We start from the raw sequence: 24,827 nt of genomic DNA, 5'->3' as shown, positions 1-24,827 counted from the left end.
AAGTGCTTAGGTTTAGGATTCCACTTTCACGATCTAAAAATAATTTGCAAAAGAAACTCAAGCGCTGGTTTGCTGTTAGGGTAAGCCATCCGGATTATTCCTCTACTGCGGCTTTAAGTTTTTGTGTTTCCCGGATGTGTAGCATACGTCTTTCACCACGCTCACCGCGAATCTTTATTCGGTCTCCAGATTTCATGCCCTTGCGTTTTAATTCATCTACTTCAATAAAATAGTAGTGGCCACTTTGCTCATCTTTCAAGGCGAAGCGTCTTTCTACTTTCCCAGTCTCAAAATCTTCAGAGATGATTTCCTCCAGGGTTCCAGTTACAACCTCTTCTGCTTGAGCAAAGAAAGTGAGAGTCAACCCCGCGATCAGTGTAAAAATTCTTAACATAATATTTATCCTTTTAATAACCATTCTGATTGGAATAGATCAAGTTGCTCAGAAACTATTGTCCATAGCTTACATTAACAACAGCTGATTTACTGGAAGAGTTCTTAGATTTATATGTAATTGAGAGCCCAATTTTTGAGTCGGTAAAGCTGTCACCTGGTTGTTCAAGTACAGCAACATGGTTGGATGTTCTACCATTAAGATAATGAACGGTTACTGAACCTTCAAATTGTGATCGTGGGTTAAGTATATCGTGAGCTATGTGATAGTTGACGTAATAATGATTTCCGCCATTTTGGCTGCCAGCACTTTCTATCTTCAGCTGTTGAGGCAGAGAGCCGGATAGCTCTCCGGCTGTTAATTCAATGGCTTCTAATTCTAAATCTTGGGAGGAGGGGACAACTTGCTCAACAGTTTTGGTGTACTCAGGAAAGAGATCATACCATTTCATATACTCTCGGTGAGCACTGCCAAATAATCTTGATTGGGATCGGTTGCCCATGAGGGAGCCATCAGTACCGTATTCGCTATCACCACTGTCGTTAGTGTCTCCATCATTATTACTGTCGAGGCCTGCATGGTTGAGGCCAATATTGTGACCTAATTCATGTCCCATAACATTTTGATCAGAGAAGGAAGCGACCAGGCTCATACCACCTCCGACACTGGCGATGCCTGCACCGACAAGACCTGCTCTGTAAGATGCATTTGGGTAAATAAAAACTTGATGACGCCAGTTGCGCAGATTTAGGGGTTTGCCATTCTCATCAAAAAGATTGTCTGTTGCCCATTGATAAGCCTTATCACGCCATTCAAAGCCACCATCTGTATACTCCCCTTCTTGGCCGGCCTGTGCTCGGGCAACAGCATTTTCTATACTCAAGATTCCGCCATTTTCACTATCGGGAATGTCGAAGACGATGCAATCCAGTGAAGTTTCTTCCTTGCCTTGCTCACCGTAACAATAGTGCTGTAATGACTTATCCTTGACACGATGGCGAAGGAACTTGAGTTGTCCGAAAGAGTTTTCTCTATAAGCATTATCGAGTGAATCTACATCATTGAATACAGTGTTAGCTATATGAGTAAGATCGCCCTGGTCTGTTGCAGCCCCATCGGAGAAGTTCATTAGAATAAATACAATGCTGCTCTCTGTCGGATCTATAGTAGCTACAGTAAATGTAACCGACTGCTCTACACCATCCGTTAAGTGGAATTTGATGGTATCTTCTACTGTTTCACCTTCTTTCAAGTTATTAGTGTTGTTATTAAGAGTGTAATCCCAGCCTCCGTTATTGGAAACTTTAAATTCGCCATAATTGCCAGAGAAGGTGCCTTCGACAAATTTCGGAGTATCGCCATCGATATCCTCTATTATCATAATTCCTTGAGCGTGCTCCCTACTATCTACAACCATTTTTGCGAGAGGTGAACCTGGATCAAATGTATAGGGATCATCAGTTCCAGTTATGGATATGGTTATGGTTGTGGTTTCTTCGTTACTGCCAAAACCAACTGTGAACTTATCTGTGGCAATTTCATTAGCACTTAGTGGATCAGCAAGTTTACTATTTAGAGAGTAGTTCCAACTGCCATCTGAGGAAACTTTGAGGTTGCCATACTTTCCCTGAAGGTTTGACTCCTCAAAATTTTGATTGGCTTTAGAGCTATCACTCAACTGGCCGGAAACTGAGGTTTTTATATCTTCAGTGACAATCCCTTCACCGCCAGTGATCACCCCTGGTGCATCCTTATCACTGTCTGTGTCTGTGTCTGTGTCTGTGTCTGTGTCTGTGTCTGTATCAGTGCCTGTACTTGTATCACCACTTACAGGGTTGCCACCATTGTTACTGTCATTATCGGAGCCTCCCCCTCCCCCTCCACAGGCTGTAAGAAAAGCGGATAAACTTATGGCTGTAAGTAACTTTAATGACTCGTTCATGTCTGTCCCGATCGATTCGATTACATTTGGTATAATTCGGACCGAATTATAGGGAGGCCAGCTTATTATTCTGTGAAGTCAGATAAATATTTGAGGTTTCTACGGAAAGCTATGACACGGGTAAATTCTGGATATCCATAGTATGAATAAAACACATATTACTCCGCGAAATAAAATTTTGTTCTGAGTCTGTACTCATGCATTTAATTGAATTTATGTGCAAGAAATATGCAATGCTTCACTTGAGTGTCAATAATGTTCTAAGAGGGGAGTAAAGTGACCAAACTCTTTTTGGTCACTTATTCTAGATGTGTTTTGAGTGACTATTCTTCAGTAGATAAGAGACTTATTAACTCTGCGACTTCTATTTGGTTGCAATATTGTGATCTTTGACACTTTTGCAAAGTCGTTTTTATGGTTTTGTTGCCACTTTGTTCTGTGGCCAATTTTAAATAATGCAGGGCCATTTTAAGGTCATAATTTGTGATCTCTCCCGCACTATATGCTTTGGCCAGTTTTAGGGAGGCGCCGGTATGCCCAAGCTCGGAAGCGCTTCGGTAATGACTTAGGGCTCGTTCACTGTTGGCGGCTACGCCTAGTCCTTTCTCATACATGCGCCCCTGATTATAGAAACCATACTTAGAGTTATGTTTAGAGGCGCGCTCAAACCATGCTAGTGCTTCAGCATAATTCAGCTGATCCGTATCTTGAGAAAGATATAAAAGCCCGAGGGCATTCATTGCATCGACAGAACCTGCTTCGGCGGCTTGCGTCAGGTAAGTCTTAGCCTGCTGTAGATCTTGGCCCACTCCCTGACCATTTTGGTAGAGTAAACCAAGATTGTAGCTGGCTCTTGTGGATCCCTGGCTTGCGGCATATTGGTAGATTTTAGCTGCGCGCTGGTAATCCTGTTTAACACCCACACCTAGAGCGGAGGCATAACCTAGGTTGGTTACACAATCGAGATTGTTTACTTTTGCACAGAGGGCATACCAGCCATAGGCACGATCGTGATCGGTTCGTACAATTTTTCCTCTGGAGTTGAATAGACCCATACGTAATTGTGCAGGCAAGTGCCAACGAAGGGCTGCTGCTTCGATGTCTTTCAGCGCAGAAAGTGCATCTTGTGGTTGTTGGTAGAGACCATTCTCTTTAATTTTTCCCCTTAGATATAAGGCTGCGGGAAAGCCGGCCTCTGCGGATTGTTGTAGAAAATACATGCCTTGATGGCTTTGATTTTCGTCTGCCACTTCAAGCAGGTACTTGCCATAGTAATACTGCGCTGGAGGATAGTTTTCTTTAGCCGCCTGGCTGATCAGGTTTGTGAAAATTTTCTGTTGCCCAGGCTTATCTTTTAGGTGGGTGCCCGCCTGCTCTAGTAGTGCCGGGGCATAGCCTTGCTTTGCGGAAAGCTGCAGGTAATGTGCTGCCAAGTCAGCTCTTGGCATATCGTATTGATCAGATGCTAATAGCAAGGCCATTGCGTACTCGGCTTCGCCCCGTTGTAGGGTTTCCGCTGCGCTTGCCAATAACTGGCTGGTCAACTCCGTGTCTACTTCTATTCCCAGGCCGATGGTAGTGATATAGGCAAGCATAATTTTGCCTTCCTGCAGCCCCAGGTCTGCGGCGGCAACAAAGAGTTGTGCGCATTCATCCACTGCGAACTTTGTACTGTTACCCTCAAGGCACAAATTACCAAGGCTGATATTGGCAGTGAGCGAGCCCATGCCAATGGCTTTCAAGTAGGTTTGTTCGGCCTGCTGGAAATTCCCTTCGGCTTCTTGAACCTGGCCTACAGCGTGTAGAGCAGAGTAGTCAGAATCTGCCAGAGGTAGCAGTATATTTTTATATAGGGCATCGGAGAGACCCGCGAATGGGTATTGGATATCGAGCAAGCGATGTAGAAAACGGTTATTGTCAAAATAAATTTTTCGGACTTTTCCGTTATTGGGGTCTCGTATATTGTAAACCCGGTATAGACCACTGCGACTCGCGGCAAATTCAAAATAGCTATCGAGTATTTCAAAACCGGAAATATTGAGTAGGTCTTCGGCATCGCCCCAGCTGGCCACTTCATAAGCGCTATAGAAAGTATCACCTCTGCGCGTTGACAGTATTCCTCTGGCAATAAAATTAAAAATATTTTGGTGGTAGCTGGCGAGTTCGTCATTACCAATGGACTCATAGCACTCTGTGGCACTCAGGTGCGGCAGCAGAGAAATACTATTGAGCTGGGTAACTTCTTGCCAATTTACCTCTGCACAGCTTTTTTGGCCTGTCTCTAGCGCAGTCATTTCTGCCTGGTAACGCCCCTGCGCTTCTAGTGAATTGAGAGATTGAGGAGACTTTAGGTACTCGCTCCAATAAATGGGGTATTGCACAGATTCGGGTGCGAGTACCACTTGTCGGGTCAAGTCCTGTAAGGGATCGACCGGTGTATGTATTGTTGATTGTGAGGCACAGGAGGCCAGCAGTAATAGAGTGAGAACAAAAAGCAGCTTCTTCATGGCTTACTTCCTGATCAAAGATTTAATCAGGTTTTTCATTTCCTGGCTCTTATTGCGATTGGAAGAAGCTTCCCCTTTGGCCCAGAATTTATATTGCAGCGCTCTGTCGAGCTTATTGAACTCGGCTAAATATTCAGGCACCTCCTGTGGCTCTACATGATCGACTTTGGATTTAAAGTTGTAGACCACCTGGAGGGCACTGTTCTCCAGTTTGGCGCTGCGAGTGAAGTTGAACCAGGAATTATCGATCGTGGTTGTGCCCAATTCCTCCTGCCAGAGCAACTCCCCTTGAATATTCACCCTTGCACTCTGCTGAATATCCACGGGGTGTGTCAGGGCCAGCGGGCTCTGACGAATGGGGTGCTGAGGCTTGGATAAATAGGGTACCAAGGCGGAACCATACAGGGAAAATATCTTACGTGCGGAACTTATCTGGGCAAAGTCACCAATTTGATAGTGCTCGGATACCACTAGCTGGTTTTCCTGTAGGCTGTCTTTGTAGGTGATCTCGGGGCTGGTGTTCACTCCCGGATAATATCCGGCAATAAAATTGGTGTAGCTATTTTTGATTTGCTCTGTGTCTGCAGAGAGGAAGAACTGGCGCACCTGCTCTGCTTTACGATGAGAGAAGCGGGAGTTTACCTGGAGCTCCGCACGATTTTCTGCCGCATTGATATCGTATTGTTCTTCGATACGAGCACTTAGATTGGCAACACTTTCCGAGCTTGGGTTTACGGTTTTTAGCGCGTTAGTATGCTTTGCAATAGGGAGTGCCAATTCATAGTTGAAAAAGCCTTTGCTCTCTATATCAATCCCCTGGCCTGAAGCCGTGGCATCCACCCAGTATTCCCGGTCATTCAGTTCGATCAGGTTTATCACATGGTTAAAAGTCTCCGGGGAGGGAATATCCTTGCCGATATCCCGCCCGCGGGAGGAGGACACGAGGGCGGGATAGGATTGTACCCCCAAGTGGGCGAGCATACTGGTCAGCAGTAGGGCCTTATCTTTACAGTCCCCGTAGCGTTTCTCCAGAGTTTCCTGGGGTGTTCTGGGTTGGTGGGAATTGATACCCAGTTCAATGCCAAAATAGCGAATATCTTCCTGTACATACTCAATCGCCTTGCTGACTGCCGCCTCCAACCCCAGCTGCGCTCGCCAGTTATCCAGTTTGTTTTTTAATGACTCCGGTAGTGTGCGATCGATCTGATAAAGGTTCTGGGCCCAGTCATTAACCTGTCCCCAGTTGTCGTAGCTGGAGTATTGGAAGTAATTGAGCGGATCGTGCCAATATGGATATTCACTTTCCATCGGCACTCCGGCCACATCGCGCAGATCGATGGTATAGGTGTGATTGTCCTGCAGGTGACTTTGCTGGACAGAATATTCGCGCTTGTTAAATCGGTAATTTAGCTTCTTGTCGCTGCTAATTTTTACAAAACGACGATCTACTGCCTGGGGCCAGGAGAGGTACAAACGGCCAAAATCACTACGGGCAAAAATCGGGTTGCTGCCCTCAATGGTATAGGCGTAGCTGATAATATCACCGGGGCGAATATCTTCCAGTATATACAGCGCATTCCATTGTTCGGAGTAGAGTTTATTGGCGAGTTCCTGCTCAGACTGGAAAAGCTTGAAACCATCCTTTTGCAAGCGATTAAGGTGTTCGCCGTTTCGCTGTACACTGATATCGTGCACCTGCAGCCTTTGGAAGGCCGGATAGAAACTGAAGTTCAGCTCGGCAATTTCACTGACCCCCTGCTGATTCAGGGGTTCGACCACGATCTGAAAGTAATACTGTTGCTCTTTTCCCCTGTGACGAAGCTGGGAGTTGGATAGGTGCACCCGCACACTGCCTTGCGATGGGCGTTTTGACTCTACTGGTTCTAATATTTCCACCCACTCGGGAGTAGTACTGAATAAGAGCTCCGGGGTCGCCTGGGCGAGTGTGGTGACAAGGATTAGTGCGGCGGCCAGCAGCTGACCGGGGAAGCGATATTTCAAGGTGAGCCTCAATAGTTTTGCAATGGGCGCTAAAAAGCCCTGATTAGGATACCGAGGGCGCTAAAGCTGAAATGCAGGTAATTACCGGTTGGCCCCAGCAAACCGGTAGCTCCTCCTGAGCTTCTCAAGCGCTGCCTGTAAATCTTGGAACAGCGCCGGGCGGCGGTACTCCGTTAACCGCCAAGTGTGCCGATAAATATACCCCATGCCTGAGACAGAATATATTGAGTAAGAGGTTGGTCTGTGTGGGGGTATAAACGACGAAGTGGAAGAGTCGGTATCACCGAGCCCTTCTCTGTAAAGGCCCGGTGATCTTTGAGAGATTATTGGGACTGTTCTGGCTGCTGAACCGGCATGGCCTCCAGTTTTTGCTTCAGTTCCTTGAGTTTTTCCTTCACTCGCGCGGCATTATCCGGGCCCATGCGAATCATCAATTTTTGTACACCGGGCAGTTTTTCAAGCTTGGGATCGGCAAACTTAAAGTAGACCGATGGGCGCACCAGCTTGATAGGACCTTCAACTTCAGGGGCTGCCAGTACCTTATCGATAGCTTCAATCACCACCTGGTGAAAGGTTTTATTGCGCATGCCCAACTCGCCGTAGGCCTGCGCCAAGCGCGGATACCAGTACTGGTAAAGGCCCACTGCAGTATCGGTATCCATTGAGGCGAACAGGCGCACAGGCTTATCGTAGCGACGGTAATTGTCCGGCGACAATTGGTAGCCCTCTATCGAGGAGCCGGTAACAACAATAGGGCCGCGTATGGTTTTCAGTGGGCGGTGCTTGTGGATCAGGTTTCCTCGTGCACCGGAGTTGACCGCAGCCACCCATTTGCGAATCACCTCATCGTTTACCAACCAGCGCGACAGGGCGTTGTCTGGGGCCAGGCTCATCAGGTCGTCATAAGCGGCCTTGTCGCTCTCATTGAGTGGAGGCGGTGGTTCCCTGCTGGGCTCTTCCACCGGCGCGGGTTCCTGAGGCTCAGGCGTGGTGGCCTGTTCCTGGGGTTGCTCCAGAGTTTCTGGCTCCGGGGTGCTTTGGGGTTCTTCAATAATTTTGGTAGGGGGAACTTCTTTCTTTTTTTCCTCGCCAGTCCACAGCCAATAGGCTGCCGCGGCGACGACGATCACCACAATAATTCCGATGATCCACCCATGCCTAGACTGTTGTTCCGACATTCCCTGCCTCCTTTTGCTGCTATCAGAATGTGACCCTTTGACCACGGCAAAGCCCTTCGGTTTCTCCGTGGTGTCTGGGTTTTACCTTACTCTCCGCCGCAGCCGGTCGCAAAGGGGATTTGCTTCGCTTTTTGCCTATTGCGAAAATCCTGTGCGTCTGCTGTTTGCGAAAGTGACGAAAACAAGTACTGGCTACGCCCCCACTTGGGAGGATGTAGGAATCCCATTGCCGATTAGAGTTGGCTGGTGAAAATGTGCGCGGCGAATAAGTGAGAGAGCAATGGTTAAATTTACCAGCTTATTAATAGGTCTGTTTCTGGGAACTGTGCAGGCAGCGGCGGCCGAGGGGCCAATTGATCCCTTTTGGCGCAACGCCACCATCTATTTTATGTTGCCGGACCGCTTTTATAACGGCGATAAGGGCAATGACTTTCCCTACGGGCGCAAGGATGACGGGGCCCATCTGCGCGGATTCGCCGGTGGCGATCTGCGCGGGGTGATCGAAAAAATTGAGGCGGGCTATTTCAACGATCTGGGGGTAGATGCTATCTGGATGTCTCCGGTCATTGAGAATATCCACGGTCACAATGACGCTGACAAACGCACCTATGCCTTCCACGGCTACTGGCCCAAAGACTGGACCGCAGTGGATGCCAACTTTGGCACTGAGGTCGAGTTAGCGGAGCTGATAGAGGCCGCGCACAAGCGCGGTATTCGTGTGTTACTCGATGTAATTCTCAACCACACCGGCCCGATAACCGCAAAGGACCCGGAGTGGCCCGCTAGCTGGTTACGCAAAGGCGAGCAGTGCGACTGGTCTGATTACGCCGGCAACGTAGAGTGCGCGATCCACGCCAACCTCACCGATATCCTCACCGAGAGCGATAAGCCCGTGGCACTGCCGCCGCAGCTTGTGGATAAGTGGCAGCGCGAGGGCCGCCTGCAGCAGGAACTGAGCGAGCTGGATGCATTTTTCGCACGTACCGGCTATCCGCGCGCGCCCAAGTATTACCTGATCAAGTGGCTGACCGATTGGGTGCGGGAATACGGTGTGGATGGCTTTCGTGTGGACACGGTAAAACATGTCGAGCCCGAAGCTTGGGCAATTCTGAAAAAAGAGGCGGATCTGGCTCTGGCTGAGTGGAAAGCAAAACATCCACAGCAAAAACTCGATGATCGCGATTTCTTTATGCTGGGTGAGGTTTATCACTTTGGTGTGAATAACTATGGTCCCACCGTTGGCCGTGTTTACGATTACAGCGATCAACAAGTGGATTTTTACCAGTATGGTTTCGATAGTTTGATCAACTTCGATTTTGCCCAGGTGGCCGGCGAGCCCGCGGAGAAAATTTTCTCCAGTTATTCCAGCGCATTGAATTCTGGTGCGTTAAAGGGCTTGGGGGTGCTCAATTATCTGGGCTCTCACGACGACCACCACTCCTTCGATCGCGAGCGCCAACAGACCCGCATTGCCGCCAGTAAACTGATGCTGGCACCGGGGGCGGTGCAAATTTATTACGGTGATGAGCTGGCGCGCCCCATGACCGATGCCCGCGCTTTTGGCGATGCGGCCATGCGCAGCCCCATGAATTGGGGTGACCTGAAAAAAGCTGAAACCCGTGCACTGCTCACCCATTGGCAGAAGCTCGGTCAGTTCCGCCGAGCACACCCCGCCCTGGGCGCTGGTGTGCACAAGAAACTCGCCGATAACCCCTACACCTTTGCACGCACTTTAGCCGGGGAGCAGCCGGTGGTGGTGGCAATGGAGCTGCCCCGTGGGGAGAAACGCATTTCTGTAAAAGGTGTGTTTACCGATGGTACGGTGTTAACAGATTACTATTCCGGTGAGCATGCAAAAGTTGAGGGTGGCAGTGTGACTTTTAATACCGGTGGGGATCTGTTGCTGCTTTCAGCTAAATCAAAGTAGTCCTGGTTTTTAACCGGCCCAAGAAAGAAAAAGCCCAGCAAATGATTGCCGGGCTTTTCGCAGAAGTTTCGAACTGGATTTACACTTCCGTGTTGGTGAATTGGTTGCACACCATCACATCCACGTCCAACTGGCCGATCACCCGCTCGGCGGTATTTCCGCGCAACAGCGAGCCGGTTTCACCGAACTGGTTGAGAGTGCCCATTACCACCAGATCCGCATCAACTTCCTTAGCCACCGCTTCCACTACATCGCTGGTATAGCCCTGCTTCACATGAATGCGGTGCGTGGGTACGCCGGTTTTATCGGCGAGCTTGGCCAGTGCGCCGCGATCTGGGTAGCGCATGGAGTCCAGATAGGCATTTACCAGGTGCAGCTCGGCGCCGTAGTGGCCGGCAATATAGGTGGCGCGCTCACTGATCTGGCGGTTTAGCTGGCGCTGCTCCAGGGTCTTCGCCTGATAGTTGACGGTGGCCAGCACCACTTTGCGCTCGGCCTTGGCGCCGGGGCGAATCAGTACCACCGGGCAGCGTGCGGTTTTCAGCACTCGCCATTTGGATTCAGCGAAGGTAAAGCGGCGGCTGGATTTCTTGTGCACTGGCAGGTAGATCATTTCCGCATCGCAGCGCTTGGCCTCCTGCACAATGGCCGCCTGCCAGTCGCTGGACCAGCACACAGTAATCTCGCAGGAGAGACCGGCCTCGGAGATAGGTTCGCGGATCTGCTCGCGGAACCAGGATTCATCGCGGAATAGGTGGTCGTTCACTGCGCGGGTATCTACTGCTTCGCCATCCACCGCGACAAACACTGCCAAGCGGGGCTGGGGCTTGCGCCCGCGGGAAGTGGTCAGGGCGCGTTCCAGGGCCACATGTCTGTCATCGTTGGGGTCCACGACCACGAATACGGTGTTTTGCTGCTCCATCTTTCCTCCAGATCAATGGGTCTTTCTGGTCCCTGCCTTATGCAGTTGACTCCTGGGTCTAAGTTATCACGGAGAGGCTCTGGCGCGGGGAATTTGTCGTCTCAATACGAGGAAAAGCGCGCCAGATAGGCCTTGCTAGCGGCGCATGATGAAGTAAAGGAGAAAGTCCGTATTGAGCCAGATCAAGACCTGCCGACGGTTTGGCAAGCACTGACTGGGGGAGGGATACATGGCGAGTTTTTCCAGCGTTTCTTAAGTTTGCCTTAATTTTGTCTCCGTAGACTCTCGCCGTGACACTCCCAAAGAGGGTTTTCAATGGCGCTACAAAGACATTATCAATACCTGGACCAGAGTGCGTTGCCCAAGCGCAGGCTGCGGCGGCGCAAACTGGATTTCGATCTGACCCGTATAGGGCAGGCAGGCCACAGCCGGGTGCAGGGATTTATCGCGCAGAAGTTTGCCGATACCTATGGTGCGCAGGTGAACCAGTTTGCCCCGCTATTGTTATCCGCCTGGCAGGAGAGCGCGTTCAGTAGTGCCCTCGGGCTACGCCGCGCCGATAGCGGATCTCTATTCCTGGAACAGTATCTCGACCATCCGGTGGAACAGGAGATTGCCGCCTTCAGTGGGGGCTCGGTAAAACGCACGGAGATTGTCGAAATCGGCAATTTGATCTCTACCAGCCGCGGTGGCAGCCAGATGCTGTTCCTAATGTTGTTTGAATTATTTGCCGCCGCCGGTGTGCATTGGGCCATTTATACCGCGACTGCGGAAGTGCGTGGCCTATTGCAGAAATTAGTGGGTCGGCAGACGGTTTTATGTGAAGCAGACGGCCGGCGTTTGGGGGATAACCTGGACGAATGGGGTCGTTATTACGAGTCGGCTCCGGCGGTGACCGCCATCGATATGGTCGCCGAGCATCGCGCCCTGCTGGCAAATCCCCGCACCCGCGAGACTCTGCTGGCCTGTCGCCCTTCGGCACAGGCCATGTCGCCTGTGCTCACAACCTCGGCGGGAGGGGCCAATCTATGCAACTGATAGATCAAATTCGCCAGCAGGCGGTGAATCACCCCGAACAGCTGGCGCTGCGGGGCGAGGAGTGCACATTCAGCTATGGGCAGCTGCTGGCGGCCGCCGAGGAAATCGCCGAGGACCTGCAGGCGCGCGATATCCGCATACTGGGGCTCTACGCCGACAATGGTCCCAATTGGTTGTTGGTGGATCTGGCCTGCCAGATAGCGCAGATCACATTGGTACCGCTGCCGGTTTTCTTTTCCCAGCAGCAGCTGACACATACCCTGCGCGTGAGTGGCATGCAGGCCCTGTTGAGCGATAGCTGCGAACGCTTTACCGCGCTCGAAATGGTGGGGCAGGCGCGGGCTGAGTTGGCCGGTATGGCCCTGATCGATATCCATGCGGAAGCGACAGCGGCGCTGCCGGAACACACTGCCAAAATTACTTTTACCTCTGGCTCTACCGGCACGCCGCGCGGTGTCTGCCTGTCAGCCCGAACCCAGTTCACAACCGCCAATGTACTGGCACGGCAACTGCAGCCTCAGGGCAACCGTGTGCACCTGTGCCTGCTGCCTCTGGCCACCCTGCTGGAAAACGTGGCCGGGGCTTACAGTAGCTGGCTGCGTGGTGGTGAGGTGGTGGTGCCGACTACGGCGCGCCTGGGCCTCAGTGGCAGTTCGGGGCTGGATGTAGCCCAGCTGGCGAGCTGCATCGATGAGTATCGTCCCCACAGTGTGATCCTGCTGCCGCAAATGCTGAAAGCGCTGCTGGAACACAGTGAGCGCAACGGCTGGCAGCCGCCGAGCTCACTGCGCTTTGTCGCCGTGGGCGGCGGTAAGGTCTCGGACCGGCTGTTGTTGCAGGCGCGCAGTCTTGGCCTGCCGGTTTATGAAGGCTACGGCTTGTCCGAATGTGGCTCGGTGCTTGCGCTGAATGTACCCGGCGCCGATCGCCCAGGTAGCGTGGGGAGACCCTTGTCTCACTGTGATATCGCCATTCGCGATGGCGAGGTGATGGTGCTTGGTCCCCGTTATTTGGGGTACCTGGATAGTGCCGAGGGTGGTGAAAGCCAGTGGCTCGCCACCGGTGATTTGGGTGAGTTAGACGCACAAGGGTTTCTGTACATCACCGGACGTTGCAAGAACATCCTGATCAGCGCTTTTGGGCGCAATATCTCGCCGGAGTGGATTGAGAGCGAGGTACTGCTGGAGCCGATAGTGCAACAGTGCGTGGTGGTCGGCGACGCTCGTCCCCACTGTGCCGCCCTGATTTTTGCACGCCCCGGCAGCAGCCGTGAGCAGCTCGACAGCTGGTTGCAGGCGGTGAATCGCAAATTGCCGGATTACGCCCAGGTGCGCACCTGGACCGCACTGCCGGCGCCATTAACGTTTGCCGATGGCCTGCTCACCGCCAATGGCCGCCCGCGCCGCGATCGTATCGCCGCGCAGTTCCAAAATTCTATCGATAGCCTTTATGGAGGTATCTCCTCATGAGTTTTTACAATCTTCTTGAACAGCAAACTGCCGACGCCCGCCAGTCTCTGATGGAGGTACCTTTTATCCAGCGCGCCGCACGGGGTGAGATTGCCTTGCAGGAATATGTGGCCTTCCTCACTCAGGCCTATCACCACGTTAAGCACACGGTGCCTCTGCTGATGGCCTGTGGTAGTCGCCTGACTCAGCAACAGGAATGGTTGCGCGTAGCGGTTGCGGAATATATCGAGGAGGAAACCGGTCACCAGGAATGGGTGCTCAACGATATTGCCGCCTGTGGCGGCGATGCGGAAGCGGTGCGCAACGGCCGCCCCAACCTGAGTACCGAACTGATGGTGTCCTACGCCTATGACAATATCGCCCGCGGCAACCCTCTCAGCTTTTTCGGCATGGTGCATGTGCTTGAAGGCACCAGTACCGCCGTGGCCACTAAAGCCGCGCGCGCCATTCAGAAAACCCACGGACTGCCAAACAAAGCGTTCAGTTATCTGCTTTCTCACGGCGATCTGGATATCGGCCATGTGGATTTCTTCAAGGGGCTGATGAACCGCATCGATAATCCCGATGACCAGGCCGCGATCCTGCACTGCTCGCGGGCTATGTACCACCTGTATGGGGATATTTTCCGCGAACTGGACAACCCCTTTAACGTGCAGGAGGCCGCTTGATATGACAGCAAAAGAAACGCTCACGGTGCTGGTCACCGGCGCCAGCGGCGGAATTGGCTCGGCCATCAGTCGTCTGCTAGCCGAGCAGGGCCACCGGCTGCTACTGCAGGGGCGCAATGCCGCGCGCCTGCAGCAGGTAAAAGCGGAGCTACCTCACAGCGACCGGCACCAGGTGTTGGTAGCCGATCTGTGTGACCGGGCCGCTCGCGTCGAGCTGGTGCGCAGCTGCAACCAATTACTGGCTGGTGTGGATGTGTTGATCAACAATGCCGGTATCGCGTCCTTTTCCCTACTCAGCGATATCGGTGATGCGGAACTTAGTCAGCTGCTGCATACCAACCTGATCGCGCCCATGGCGCTGACTCGCGACCTGCTGCCAATACTGCAACGCAGCGAAGGCGCCGCGATTATTAATATCGGCTCGGCCTTTGGTCATATCGGTCATCCGGGCTTTGGGGCCTATGGTGCCAGTAAAGCGGGGCTGCACGGCTTTACCGAAACCCTGCGCCGGGAGTTGGCGGACAGTAAGGTACGTGTGCATTACCTGGCGCCCAGGGCGGTGGATACCCCTCTCAACAGTGACGCAGTCAACGACTTGAATCGGGCACTCGGTAACAAGTCCGACTCGCCACAATTTGTCGCCGCCCAATGCCTGCGTCTGCTACAGAGTAAACGTGGCCGCAGGCGTTTTATCGGCTGGCCCGAACGCCTGTTTATCAAGGTCAATGCGCTCCTCCCCTCTCTGGTAGATAGCGCGCTGGCAAAGAAACTGTCCCTGGTTCGCCAATTTGCCCGCGGGGAAACTCCGCCAACAGTACAGGATAAGACGGCTCCCAGCGCGCTCTGAGCGCGCCGGCCTTTTCATTCAACAACCAATTCAACAACCGCTCCCGCGCCACCCACTGCCCCGGCAAAGGCACTATGCTCTGGCGGTGGGTGAGGGCGTTGCACCGCGCTCTCCTTACCTGTTTTCATTGCTGAAGAGTCCAGGCCAATGCGCATCCTGCTGATCGAAGATAACCAATCCCTGGCCGAGGGGATGGTCACCGCCCTGCAGAGAGGGGGCTATGCCGTTGATCACGCGGCCCGCGGCAGTGAGGGCATTGCTCTGGCACAGGCGGCGATACCGGATGTGATTATTCTCGATCTGGGCCTGCCCGACCTGGATGGTGTGGAGGTGTTGAAACGGTTGCGGGCAAAATCGATTCGCTCGCCGGTATTGATTCTCACCGCCCGCGATGATCTCCCTTCTAAAGTGCAGGGCCTGGATGCCGGTGCCGATGACTATCTGACCAAGCCCTTTGCGGTAGACGAGCTACTGGCGCGCCTGCGTGCTCTGGAAAGGCGCGGTGGCAGCGGTCTCAGTGCGGAAATCCTGATTGGCGATGTGGCCATTAATTTATCCAGCCATACCGTGGCTAGGGCTGGGCAGGAAATAAAACTGTCGCGACGGGAATTCAGCCTACTGCGTGCCTTGGCCGAGCGCCCGGGCCATATTCTCAGTCGCGAACAGCTGGAAGATAAGCTGTACAGCTGGGGCGAGGAGGTTTCCAGCAATACTGTGGATGTGCATATCCACAATTTACGCAAAAAAATCTATCCAGAGTTTATTCTGACCATTCGCGGCGTTGGCTACAAACTGGAAGCGGCTGGCGGCGCATGAAGTCTATCCGTATTTTTCTGCTGATCGCGTTGCTCAGCATCATCATGCTGGTCAATTTTGTCTCGGCGCTGCACGGCTACCGCGATACCATGGCGGAAGCGCAGCGTCTGTTTGACCGCCAATTAAGCGCCTCCGCCAGGTTATTGGCAGATATGCCGGTGGCAACAGGGGCCGAGCGGGTGGTGGCCCAGCCCGAGGCTATGGTGATGCAGGTGTGGTCTGAGGATAAGAAATTACTGGTGCGCTCCGCCGATGCCCCGAAGCAACCCCTCAGTGAATTTGCCGTTGGCTTTAAGGAAATAAATTTCTCGGGCTATCGTTGGCGCAGTCTCGCAGAATACTTTCCCGATAATGGCCACTGGATTATCGTTGCCGAGAGATCTGACCTGCGTTACCAACTGGCAGAAAAATTGGCGATTGCCGCAGTACTACCGATACTGTTGGGCCTACCGATTGCCGGGTTGCTGATTTGGTTTGTAGTGGGGCGCGGCCTTTCCAGTTTGCGCAAACTCGCCGAAGACCTGCACAGTAAACGCGCCGAAGACCTGACACCACTGTCAGAGGGTAGCCCCCCACAGGAACTGCTCCCGGTGGTGCAATCCATTAATGCGTTACTCGCGCGCCTGCAGGCCTCTTTTGAGCGCGAGCGACGTTTTTCCGCCGATGCTGCCCACGAACTGCGCACGCCCATCGCCGCCATACAGGTACACGCGCATAATCTGGAGAGTGATTTTAAGGGGGCAGGGCAAACAGTAATGCCCCAGAGTCTGGTCAAGCTGAAAGATAGTGTTCAACGTATGGCGCACCTGGTAGAGCAAATGCTGGATTTATTCCGCACTACACCGGAACACTACCCGGCGCGCTTTGAAATACTCAATCTTCATGCCCTGGCCCGAGAGGTATTGGCAGAGGAATACCCGATCTTTGCCCAGAGAAAGCAACAGGTAGAACTGCTGGGCGGTAGGGTATTTCTGCGTGGCGACCGCTTCGCACTGACTATTCTTTTAAAAAATCTCCTGCGTAATGCGGCGAAATACACTCCTGAGGAGGGTCATGTGCAAGTGAGTACCCGGTTAATCAGAGGGGATATTCTTCTACAAGTGGAGGATTCCGGGCCGGGGATTCCAGAGAAAGAGTACCCTAGGGTTTTTGAACGGTTCTACCGAGTGGGTGGCGACCGCCATCAGAGCACTGCCCCCGGTTGCGGATTGGGCCTTTCCATTGTGCAGCATATCGCACGCCTTCACGGAGCTTCAATCGAACTCGGCCAGTCACATTTTGGCCATGGGCTTTCAATAACCGTGCGTTTTAAAAAAGCAAAGGAGAGCAAGGATGCTTAGTTGCTTACAAGGGCGAAGAAAAAACTATAACAAGCAGAAAAAGAGTGGTGCCTTGGCTGCTGGCATTTGGATCTTGGTTTCAATTTTATTGAGTGCCTGCGCTCCAGATACCAATAAACCCACTGTGAAATTAGAAATCCACAACCATCTTTTTAACCCTTCAGAACTGATAGTACCCGCTGATACGGAGATTAAACTGGTGATCTACAATCGAGATGCCTCTCCAGAAGAATTTGAGAGTTACCAGCTCAACCGAAAAAAAGTGATCATGGGCAATAGCAAGGCAGTGCTATTTATTGGCCCTTTGCCCGCGGGAGAATATCTGTTTTTTGGTGAATTCCATCCCATAACGGCTCAGGGAAAAATTATCGCACAGTAGCGAAAGGCTTATGTTGTTAACCTCTGTAATGGTAGTACTGCGGGAAGTGTTGGAAGTGGCGCTGCTGCTCAGTGTGCTATTGGCGACTACCCGAATACTGGATCTTCGCGCCCGCTGGTTTTATATCGCGCTATTACTCGGTGGATTGGCTGCAATCGTCTATGGTGAAAACCTTGCGCGAGTCTCCCAGGCAATAAATGGTACAGGCCAGGAGCTGGTGAATGCCGGAATATTAATCATAATCTATATATTATTAATAATAGTCACCACCTTGTTGTTACTTAACTGGCGTAAGCAGCAATACCATTTATCCATCATACAGGGCACTATGCTACTGGCTGTCACACTCGCGATTATGCGAGAGGGGTCAGAAGTTTATGTTTACCTCACTTCCTTTTGGCTGCACCCACCACTCTTACCCTCTGTAATAATCGGTGCATTACTAGGTGCTGGTATCGGCTATAGCTTAGGTGCATTGCTTTATTATTTTTTATGTAGCCTGCCACCAAAATATACTTTGGGGATTTCCTGTATATTACTCATCATCTTGGCTGCCGGAATGATCCTACAGGCTGCGCAATTATTTATTCAAGCAAATTTACTGCCTGGGCAAGAGCCCCTTTGGGATAGCTCCCAACTATTAAGGGAGGACTCAATCCCCGGACAGCTACTCTTTGCTATAGCTGGTTACGAAGCAACACCAACCCCTCTGGAAGTAATGGTCTACGCAGGCAGTATTTTTCTTATGCTGTGCGTGCTTGGGGGTGTTTATTATAGGTGTTCCAGAGATTAGCTAGTGGGCAGATAAGTTATTCCATGTGGGTTTATTTACGCCTTTTCTTATTGGGGGAATTCTCGTAAATATTGTCTTTCATTCTTATGGCCGAATCATCCGTGTTTTCAAATAACACATATTCGCGCAATCTTGCTTTGAGACAGAGTGTATTAAATTTTGCGGCTGGTGTGTGCTTAGTGTTCATAATATAGCTTGAAATATATAGGTCTTTTAGGCCCCATTTTAATCTACACATGGGCTTCCATTTTCATGGGATTAGTCCTCTCATGAACACTATCTCTCTATTAAAGTCTATTTTTGTCTGCACAGGGAAGAGCTGTCCCCTTAGGCCAATTAAGGTGGAGGGCAATATAGGAGATACACAGAGAACAACCCACTCAGGACCAAGATCCAGCGTGATATTAGCGATATATAAAGTTAGCAAGCTTAATCCTGCTAAAACAATAAAGATAACATAGTAAGAGTTTCTCTTAATAGTTACTGTGCCATCAGTGATGATACATTTTTTGGATAAATTCATGGTCTACTAACTACTAGAATTTAAAATATGAAGTCTTCTACATAGTGGTTTTATCGTATATTTTATAAATAAAAATATGTATCTGACACTGATAGGCTAGTCAGCATACCTTAACAGTTTATAAAATCATTAAGCAGTTTAACCTGCTAAATATGAACCCTGCCGCAATCTGAAATATATATCGAAGAAGTGCCCTTAAGTGTAATGGAGCTCCATAATCGTTTCATCGAACTCATCCTGATCTACGACTTTAAATCCAAAACGCTCGAAAAAAGGTTTCATGATGTCATGTCCCTCAACATAACAAATGGATATAGAATTAAAGCCTTCAAGTTTTTTTATTTCTGCTAATACGAGTTTCACTGCTTCTGAACCGTAGCCTTGACCTTGAAAGCTGATGTCAATCAATAATTGATCTATAAAAATTTCGTTTGGTTTACCATCCTCATGATTTGGGTAATATTGGATAAAGCCAATGGGCTTGTCTCCAAGATAAACGCCTCGATTGATATAATGATCATAAAACTTGGATGCGGCAATAGCTTCTGATGGAAGAGCTACATAGTTTTCCTGCTCTTTTTTGATGTCAAGGTCAATCATATCGACCCAGTTATCTCTTGTTATTTCTCGTAAGTTAATACTCAATGATATAAATCCTTTTTATATACAATGGGAAGATTAATGTTAATGTATAGAGGTGGAACACAGAGCAGTGAGTGCCTTTGTTCTACATTATTATGGGTTTACTTGAATCACTAGCTGCCGTTCTATGGTCTAAATACTTTCTTAGGCACTTGGCTTTATTGAGAGCTTTGCTTCTCAACTCGTAGTTATCACAAGCATATACATCAATTTTTTGAACAGGTAATAAGCTTCGCGAGAATTTCCTTGGCTTTCTTTTATCAGTGAAAGATTATAGATGGTTTCAGTCTTTGATTCAGAGATACAGTCATTTGTCTCATAAAATACATATGAGGCTACTATTATAAGTGGAGCCAAACAAATTAATACAAGAGTTCCATTCCTCATTATAATTTTCACCGTTGGTGCTGCCTGAGCAGTCCTCAAGGAGCCAGTAAGAATTCCAATTTACTGCCTGCGATTATTAAGTTTTTGTGCTCGAACATTCAGTTGGTAATCTCCAACGCTAGACAGCAAGCACACAACACCGCAAATGAAGGCGAAGAAGGCTAGAATCCAAAAAAAGACAGGTTGATCTTTGACTGTTAAAAGAATTTCTTCTGGACGGAAATTTCCCTTTGTTAGGAGGAATTTTCCATCCAGCACAAGCCAAGGAATTAGCCCTAAAAATATACCTGAAGCTATCAGCAAGTTGATAATTGGCGGCTGATGAGATTGCCTAGGGGCTCCGAATTCTATTAGTGCTTTCCAGTTCATATAAAATCTTAATACAGGGATAAGGTGGCGGTTCGGGTAATATTAACGCGTCGTAAACTTGTTCAGTGACGGGTGGAGCGTACTTCAGCGAATTTTTATATCTGGCCCAATACACAATCCATTTCTGTTTCCACAAGCCACGCCAGATCTATAAAGCGACTTACCTCAACAAATGTGCAAGCAGGCTTTATTGTAGAAAATAGCTCTCCATGTGCTTTTGCTGCTTCTTCCCAGCGGGATATATCGGTAAGCATGATGCGGGTTCTGATTATACCCGTCGGTTTTCCACCTGCTTCTAGTATGGCCTTCATCGAAAGCTCCAGACAGTACTTCGTTTGAGCATACACATCACCAATGTAAGCTGTCTGGCCATCCTTGATAGGTGCCGTACCAGAAACAGAAATTAGGTTTCCAACTCGGCACGCTCTGGAAAAGCCTATCGGCTCTTCCAGATGAGAACCTGAGGAGATTAGTTTTCTCATGTTTCCCTACTTGAGTAAAACACCCACTGTAACGCAGTGAGTACAGGCCTGTAAGGTCAAAGTTACTTCTGCACATTACAAGGAACGAACAGCGAATAGTTTTCTTATCGTAACAGTATTTAACCAAACAATAACAGATGCTACTGCAAATTGACCTAGCGAGTGGAGAAAGAGTTTCGGCCAGAAATCTATTTCCTCAGTTAACAGTGGGTGCCAAACATATACAAGAGTCAAGTTTCCTGGGAATAGAAATATCTTGTACCCAGGCATACCGCCGCCCCAGACATTCCAATTTAGCGCAAATGCAATGAGCCCAATTACTAACACTAAAGCACCGCCATAAATCGCGATGGTAGTCGACTTGAATTTACTCATCGTGCATCATATCCCTTAAAGTAGAGGTATGGTTTTGTGAGCGACCTGCTACTTATGATTTTTAGACAACTACTGATCGTGATTACCCAATTACTAATATGCCAAGCTTTTCAGGGGTCACTTTACTACACCAAAGTATTAGGTGCTCCCCAGCGTACAAAATATCTTTTGGGTCGAATCTACAATTATTCAGCTTTTTGTCTGCATCATAAAATTTGGTTACGTCACTTTCTGAAAGCGACACGTTTTCTATTGTTTCAGCCAGAATTTTTTCATGCCTATGGTCGATGATTGCAGTACTTCCACCACAATATTCCGAAAGCAGCCTTGCTTCCGGTAGTGAGAGGTTAAAAATTGATTCGGCTTTTTCAGAGAGCATCGAGTCAAAATCAATCATTACCATCCCCGAGTGTTGATATGTACTTTCTTCCTGTGCGTACTTGTTCAGGGCATCAAACCATGGAAAGACCATTTCAGTCTTCTGCTTGATAAAAGGAAGAAGTGGTTTCTTGCCGATTTTATGCTCTACTGGCTTTGACTCAACCAATAGTGTATTAATTTCTAATGTATTAATAGTCCAGAAAGTAGAAATTAGGCTCACGAAGTCACCTTTTGCTCAGCGCCTCTCATAACCGACAACTGAAGCGCAATTGATCTGTTGGTTAGGTATAAATTAAAGAACGTCTCTTTATAGGGTTAACTGTAAACACCTTGAAAATAATACTGTTGACAGAGGTAGTAGAAGAGTCACATGAGCACCATGAATTTTGCCTGTGAGGAATAATATTGCAGCCGAAATAAATAGGAACTGCGAAATAATGGCTGTGATACAGCAGTTAAAAATTACTCGATAGTTTCTCTTCCTGTTTTTGAAGGCTTTATAAATGGTAAAAATTGAAAGCGCTATAAATGTCAAAATGACTGTTAGGGTAAAGGTGAATGAAGCTATAAATACATTCTTTATTGTTGAGAAATCCATGCGTACACCTAGCCTCTACTCTTAATGTTAACGTGAGGTGTAGAATCAAACCGTACCTTTATCGGTTGCAAAATAACATTGTTATATTTTTGAGACATCAAAGTACTCATACTGGATTATACTAATTTTTACACCCAGTTCATTTGATATTAATTTAAACTGGTGTCCCACTGTTTTAGATGGATCTTTCAAGAATAGCTGTGTAACCAAAGGTTCTTGAGTCTTACCATTGGCTGCAATATGCAAAGCGATATCACAAGAAAATTTACGAAATTCATCGGTTTCAAAAGCCCAGTCATCTGAGCAAGCAAATTCGATCATTACGCCTATCCGATTATGGTGATTATAGGTTTCAATAAATTTGGCCATATCAAATACTGTGCTTCAAGTACTGGTTGGTGAAGTTGATGGTTTTTTGAGAAAAAACGGGCTGCTTTACCGAGCTTTCTTTCTCTGGTTTGCTAACCGTTGAACTTACGACAGACTACTTTTTTGCTAGCCATATTTAGGCTGGAAATGATTTTATTTCTTGTTGGAGTCCTGTTTCTTATAGTTTTTACTGCATCTTCTTCAAACTCTATTTGATTTCACTGCATATTGAAATTACCCCCTTGTTCCGAGACTGGGTCTACTCATTGTTTTTTCATGTCCATGGTAAGTGGACTCTTTGAGAGCTCTCTGCAAAAGCGTATCGAAATCTAGAGTAAGCTGTCTTGAGGAGGGTCCTTAATCTGCACATACCTCCACTTAACTGGTATGGAGGTATGTGCAAAAGCGGGTGAGGCTCCGATGTGAGATAGGCAGTGCCAAGCTCACGTGAAGCATTATTGCAGGTATCACGTGGTATTTGTGCCTAAGTATCAAAAGAAAGCATTATTTGGGACATTGAGACGGGAGATCGGAGCGATATTTCGAGATTTATGCCGTCAAAAGGGTATTGAGTTTGTTGAAGGGTATGAAATGAGAGATCAACTTCATAAGTTGTTAATGTTTCCTCCTAAATTCAGTGTTTCCAATACGGTTGGGTTTTTGAAAGGGAAATCTGCGATCCAGATAATTCGGAAATACAAGCATGTACAGAGAAATGTTACAGGAAGACACTTTTGAGCTCGGGGGTACTGCGTCAGTATAGTAGGGCTGGATGAGCAGATGATCCGAGAGTGCATCAAGGATCAAGAAGCTGAAGAGTGCCGTCAAGAGCAGATGCAGCTGGGCGGAATTGTAAACTAGCCCCTTTTGCGGGCTTTCACCATACCACCCGCTATGCGGGTGGTTGGTGCTTGTAATTTTTTATATGATAAAAATTGTATTTAATGATCTTTCCATTTTTGTATGTAAATAAAGGGAATTTTTGTGGAAGAAAAAAACCGTTTGTTTTTTGAGCCTTGTGGGTCAGCGCCAACCAAAATGGGGCTATTATTTTGTACCACACCTCCTTTTAACCATTCCCCATTTTGAGCCACATGGATATTATTAATCCATAAGTGCACCTGACCATTACCATCATATGCACCAATGATATGATAAGCATCAGTATCATTTAAGTTCGTCACAGGATAACTAGCATAGTAATACTTTGAATTTACTCTTACTGCAAAACGTAGCACTGTTGTGGATATTCCTGGTGGATTATGTAGCTCTAAGCCAAATCCTCCATTGTCTGTTTTACTGATTAGGCTACTAGTTTCTCCATCTGGTAAATCAAGATGATCAAAATTGACAACAGTGGCGAGAAAATAACCCTCTCCTGGATTATTATCGGCATCATAAAACGTAATTGCATCTTGTTCGGTTGCTCTGAAAACTACAGAAGTTCCATAACGATCTTCTCCCAAGCCAAGATACTCCACATAAGGTATACCATCGAATGGTATCGCTGAAGGGGAATTAACGCTTATATTGTAACCATCAATAGAATTTTTCTTATAAAGTAAAGTGTCTCCGTCCGCTCTCTGATTGTACCATTGAGCTAAAAGAAGCCCATTATTATCACTGATAACCTTGCGAGCCTTATCGAGATCGTAATCAACTGTCATTACATCTACATCTTCCCTCATTGCAGCAATATAAACCTCCCCAAAAATTTTGGGTATAGTATAGGTGCTAACTAATAAATTCAGGGATTTGGCATAAGAAATAAATGAGTATATGTTTTTGCTTCTATACTCAAATTCTACACCATGAAAGCCACTGTTTTTAGCTGCGAGTATTTTATCTTGTAATCCTTTTATACTATTTGCTTCTTGGTTACCGAATAGCTCGCTAAGCTTAATATACGGTCGTAAATGTGAAAATTTATCATTTAATAATTCGTTCACTCTCTTAAGGTGATGCCTTCTATCGTTGAATGCTCTAATAAAAACAGGTCTTTTAAATGAGCCATAGCCTCTAAGATCGAGAACAGAAAGTAGATTATGAGCAATGTCACTTTCCTGAGAATTTTCTTTGATTTCAATAAATAGTATTTGATCTCCACTTTTAAGTGTTGGATCAAGGAGTACCGTATCTAGCGGGGCGCCTTTCTCATCCGTAGTATTATCATGGTCAACTCTAACTGTGCCATTATGCTCGATAACATCTAATTCAATCATATCTGCACCCAAAAGTTGGGCTTCGTGAATTTTGCCAATAGTTTTTTGTGTGCTTTCGCCTGCATTAGATGATTTTATGTAACAATTGTGGCAAGAAATTGCAACTTTCTTACCATAGGGCGTGACAGCTATATTTCGATTTAGGTCCTGCCAAAAAGGATTATTATTTGCAACAGATTGAGTCGTATATACTGTAAAGAATAATAAGGTGCTAATATAAATAAATAAATGCTTATTCACAATCAATAATCTTTCCAT

The 24,827-nt window shown here is 48.3% G+C and carries 22 protein-coding genes and 1 pseudogene; 10 read left to right on the top strand and 13 right to left on the bottom strand.

Translation table 11 applies throughout. From position 1 onward, the window contains the following. Nucleotides 1-94: 94 nt before the first annotated feature. From ACJJIO_RS07575 to ACJJIO_RS07555, 5 genes are all read right to left on the bottom strand, one after another. Complete coding sequence (locus ACJJIO_RS07575; protein ID WP_444910650.1) at nt 95-394, bottom strand: hypothetical protein; 300 nt, start codon at nt 392-394, stop codon at nt 95-97. A gap of 55 nt (nt 395-449) precedes the next feature. Beyond that, nucleotides 450-2,336, bottom strand: coding sequence for a VCBS domain-containing protein (locus ACJJIO_RS07570; protein WP_444910649.1), 1,887 nt, complete (start codon nt 2,334-2,336; stop codon nt 450-452). Between the two features lie 323 nt (nt 2,337-2,659). Further along, nucleotides 2,660-4,843: a hypothetical protein gene (locus ACJJIO_RS07565; RefSeq protein ID WP_444910648.1), complete on the bottom strand. Its 2,184-nt coding sequence runs from the start codon at nt 4,841-4,843 to the stop codon at nt 2,660-2,662. 3 nt (nt 4,844-4,846) lie between these two features. Continuing rightward, nucleotides 4,847-6,844, bottom strand: a complete 1,998-nt coding sequence (locus ACJJIO_RS07560; protein ID WP_444910647.1) for a DUF3857 domain-containing transglutaminase family protein — start codon at nt 6,842-6,844, stop codon at nt 4,847-4,849. Nucleotides 6,845-7,167: 323 nt separating this feature from the next. Then, nucleotides 7,168-8,022, bottom strand: a complete 855-nt coding sequence (locus tag ACJJIO_RS07555; protein ID WP_444882929.1) for a DUF3014 domain-containing protein — start codon at nt 8,020-8,022, stop codon at nt 7,168-7,170. Nucleotides 8,023-8,302: 280 nt separating this feature from the next. Here ACJJIO_RS07555 and ACJJIO_RS07550 point away from each other — a divergent pair, with 280 nt between their 5' ends. After that, nucleotides 8,303-9,949, top strand: coding sequence for an alpha-amylase family glycosyl hydrolase (locus ACJJIO_RS07550; protein WP_444910646.1), 1,647 nt, complete (start codon nt 8,303-8,305; stop codon nt 9,947-9,949). A gap of 79 nt (nt 9,950-10,028) precedes the next feature. On the opposite strand, the gene ACJJIO_RS07545 is transcribed toward ACJJIO_RS07550, so the two are convergent. Continuing rightward, nucleotides 10,029-10,871 (bottom strand): universal stress protein, encoded by an 843-nt coding sequence (locus tag ACJJIO_RS07545; RefSeq protein WP_252083498.1) that lies wholly within the window; start codon nt 10,869-10,871, stop codon nt 10,029-10,031. Between the two features lie 315 nt (nt 10,872-11,186). Here ACJJIO_RS07545 and ACJJIO_RS07540 point away from each other — a divergent pair, with 315 nt between their 5' ends. The 8 genes from ACJJIO_RS07540 to ACJJIO_RS07505 all read left to right on the top strand — a co-directional run bounded on the left by ACJJIO_RS07540 (nt 11,187) and on the right by ACJJIO_RS07505 (nt 18,221). Continuing rightward, a complete protein-coding gene (locus tag ACJJIO_RS07540) occupies nt 11,187-11,909 on the top strand; it encodes a thermostable hemolysin (protein ID WP_444882927.1) in 723 nt (240 codons plus the stop codon). After that, on the top strand, nt 11,900-13,378 hold the full coding sequence (locus ACJJIO_RS07535) for an AMP-binding protein (RefSeq protein WP_444910645.1): 1,479 nt from the start codon (nt 11,900-11,902) through the stop codon (nt 13,376-13,378). Before ACJJIO_RS07540 ends, ACJJIO_RS07535 begins: the two co-directional genes overlap by 10 nt. Then, the gene (locus ACJJIO_RS07530) at nt 13,375-14,046 is read left to right on the top strand and encodes an iron-containing redox enzyme family protein (protein WP_444910644.1); all 672 of its coding nucleotides are present in this window, start codon (nt 13,375-13,377) and stop codon (nt 14,044-14,046) included. The genes ACJJIO_RS07535 and ACJJIO_RS07530 overlap by 4 nt, the downstream gene beginning before the upstream one ends. A gap of 1 nt (nt 14,047) precedes the next feature. Continuing rightward, nucleotides 14,048-14,893 carry an SDR family oxidoreductase gene (locus ACJJIO_RS07525; protein WP_444910643.1) on the top strand — a complete coding sequence of 282 codons (846 nt, stop codon included), beginning with the start codon at nt 14,048-14,050 and terminating at the stop codon, nt 14,891-14,893. Between the two features lie 147 nt (nt 14,894-15,040). Beyond that, a complete protein-coding gene (locus ACJJIO_RS07520) occupies nt 15,041-15,709 on the top strand; it encodes a response regulator (RefSeq protein ID WP_444910642.1) in 669 nt (222 codons plus the stop codon). Further along, nucleotides 15,706-17,049, top strand: a complete 1,344-nt coding sequence (locus ACJJIO_RS07515; RefSeq protein WP_444910641.1) for an ATP-binding protein — start codon at nt 15,706-15,708, stop codon at nt 17,047-17,049. Before ACJJIO_RS07520 ends, ACJJIO_RS07515 begins: the two co-directional genes overlap by 4 nt. After that, nucleotides 17,042-17,428 (top strand): cupredoxin domain-containing protein, encoded by a 387-nt coding sequence (locus tag ACJJIO_RS07510; protein ID WP_444910640.1) that lies wholly within the window; start codon nt 17,042-17,044, stop codon nt 17,426-17,428. The genes ACJJIO_RS07515 and ACJJIO_RS07510 overlap by 8 nt, the downstream gene beginning before the upstream one ends. A gap of 10 nt (nt 17,429-17,438) precedes the next feature. Then, nucleotides 17,439-18,221 carry an FTR1 family protein gene (locus tag ACJJIO_RS07505; protein ID WP_444910639.1) on the top strand — a complete coding sequence of 261 codons (783 nt, stop codon included), beginning with the start codon at nt 17,439-17,441 and terminating at the stop codon, nt 18,219-18,221. Nucleotides 18,222-18,939: 718 nt separating this feature from the next. Here the strand turns inward: ACJJIO_RS07505 and ACJJIO_RS07500 are convergent. The 6 genes from ACJJIO_RS07500 to ACJJIO_RS07475 all read right to left on the bottom strand — a co-directional run bounded on the left by ACJJIO_RS07500 (nt 18,940) and on the right by ACJJIO_RS07475 (nt 22,299). Beyond that, nucleotides 18,940-19,389 (bottom strand): GNAT family N-acetyltransferase, encoded by a 450-nt coding sequence (locus ACJJIO_RS07500; RefSeq protein ID WP_444910638.1) that lies wholly within the window; start codon nt 19,387-19,389, stop codon nt 18,940-18,942. A 444-nt stretch (nt 19,390-19,833) separates the two neighbouring features. After that, nucleotides 19,834-20,142, bottom strand: coding sequence for a hypothetical protein (locus ACJJIO_RS07495; RefSeq protein WP_252083487.1), 309 nt, complete (start codon nt 20,140-20,142; stop codon nt 19,834-19,836). Nucleotides 20,143-20,237: 95 nt separating this feature from the next. Further along, a complete protein-coding gene (locus ACJJIO_RS07490) occupies nt 20,238-20,624 on the bottom strand; it encodes a Rid family hydrolase (protein WP_444910637.1) in 387 nt (128 codons plus the stop codon). 75 nt (nt 20,625-20,699) lie between these two features. Further along, a complete protein-coding gene (locus ACJJIO_RS07485; protein WP_444910636.1) occupies nt 20,700-20,999 on the bottom strand; it encodes a hypothetical protein in 300 nt (99 codons plus the stop codon). Between the two features lie 82 nt (nt 21,000-21,081). Continuing rightward, a complete protein-coding gene (locus tag ACJJIO_RS07480; RefSeq protein ID WP_444910635.1) occupies nt 21,082-21,600 on the bottom strand; it encodes a hypothetical protein in 519 nt (172 codons plus the stop codon). Between the two features lie 459 nt (nt 21,601-22,059). Beyond that, nucleotides 22,060-22,299, bottom strand: a complete 240-nt coding sequence (locus ACJJIO_RS07475) for a hypothetical protein (protein ID WP_444910634.1) — start codon at nt 22,297-22,299, stop codon at nt 22,060-22,062. A gap of 495 nt (nt 22,300-22,794) precedes the next feature. On the opposite strand from ACJJIO_RS07475, the pseudogene tnpA reads away from it, so the two are divergent. Beyond that, nucleotides 22,795-23,208, top strand: a pseudogene (gene tnpA, locus ACJJIO_RS07470) (IS200/IS605 family transposase). 80 nt (nt 23,209-23,288) lie between these two features. Here tnpA and ACJJIO_RS07465 read toward each other — a convergent pair. Beyond that, the gene (locus ACJJIO_RS07465) at nt 23,289-24,809 is read right to left on the bottom strand and encodes a hypothetical protein (RefSeq protein WP_444910633.1); all 1,521 of its coding nucleotides are present in this window, start codon (nt 24,807-24,809) and stop codon (nt 23,289-23,291) included. Between the last annotated feature and the right edge of the window lie 18 nt (nt 24,810-24,827).

The sequence above is a fragment of the Microbulbifer mixtoriginis (SeqCode) genome, assembly GCF_052467235.1.
Note: the sequence above shows the minus strand (reverse complement) of the source record. Positions and strands in the feature narration are given on the sequence as shown.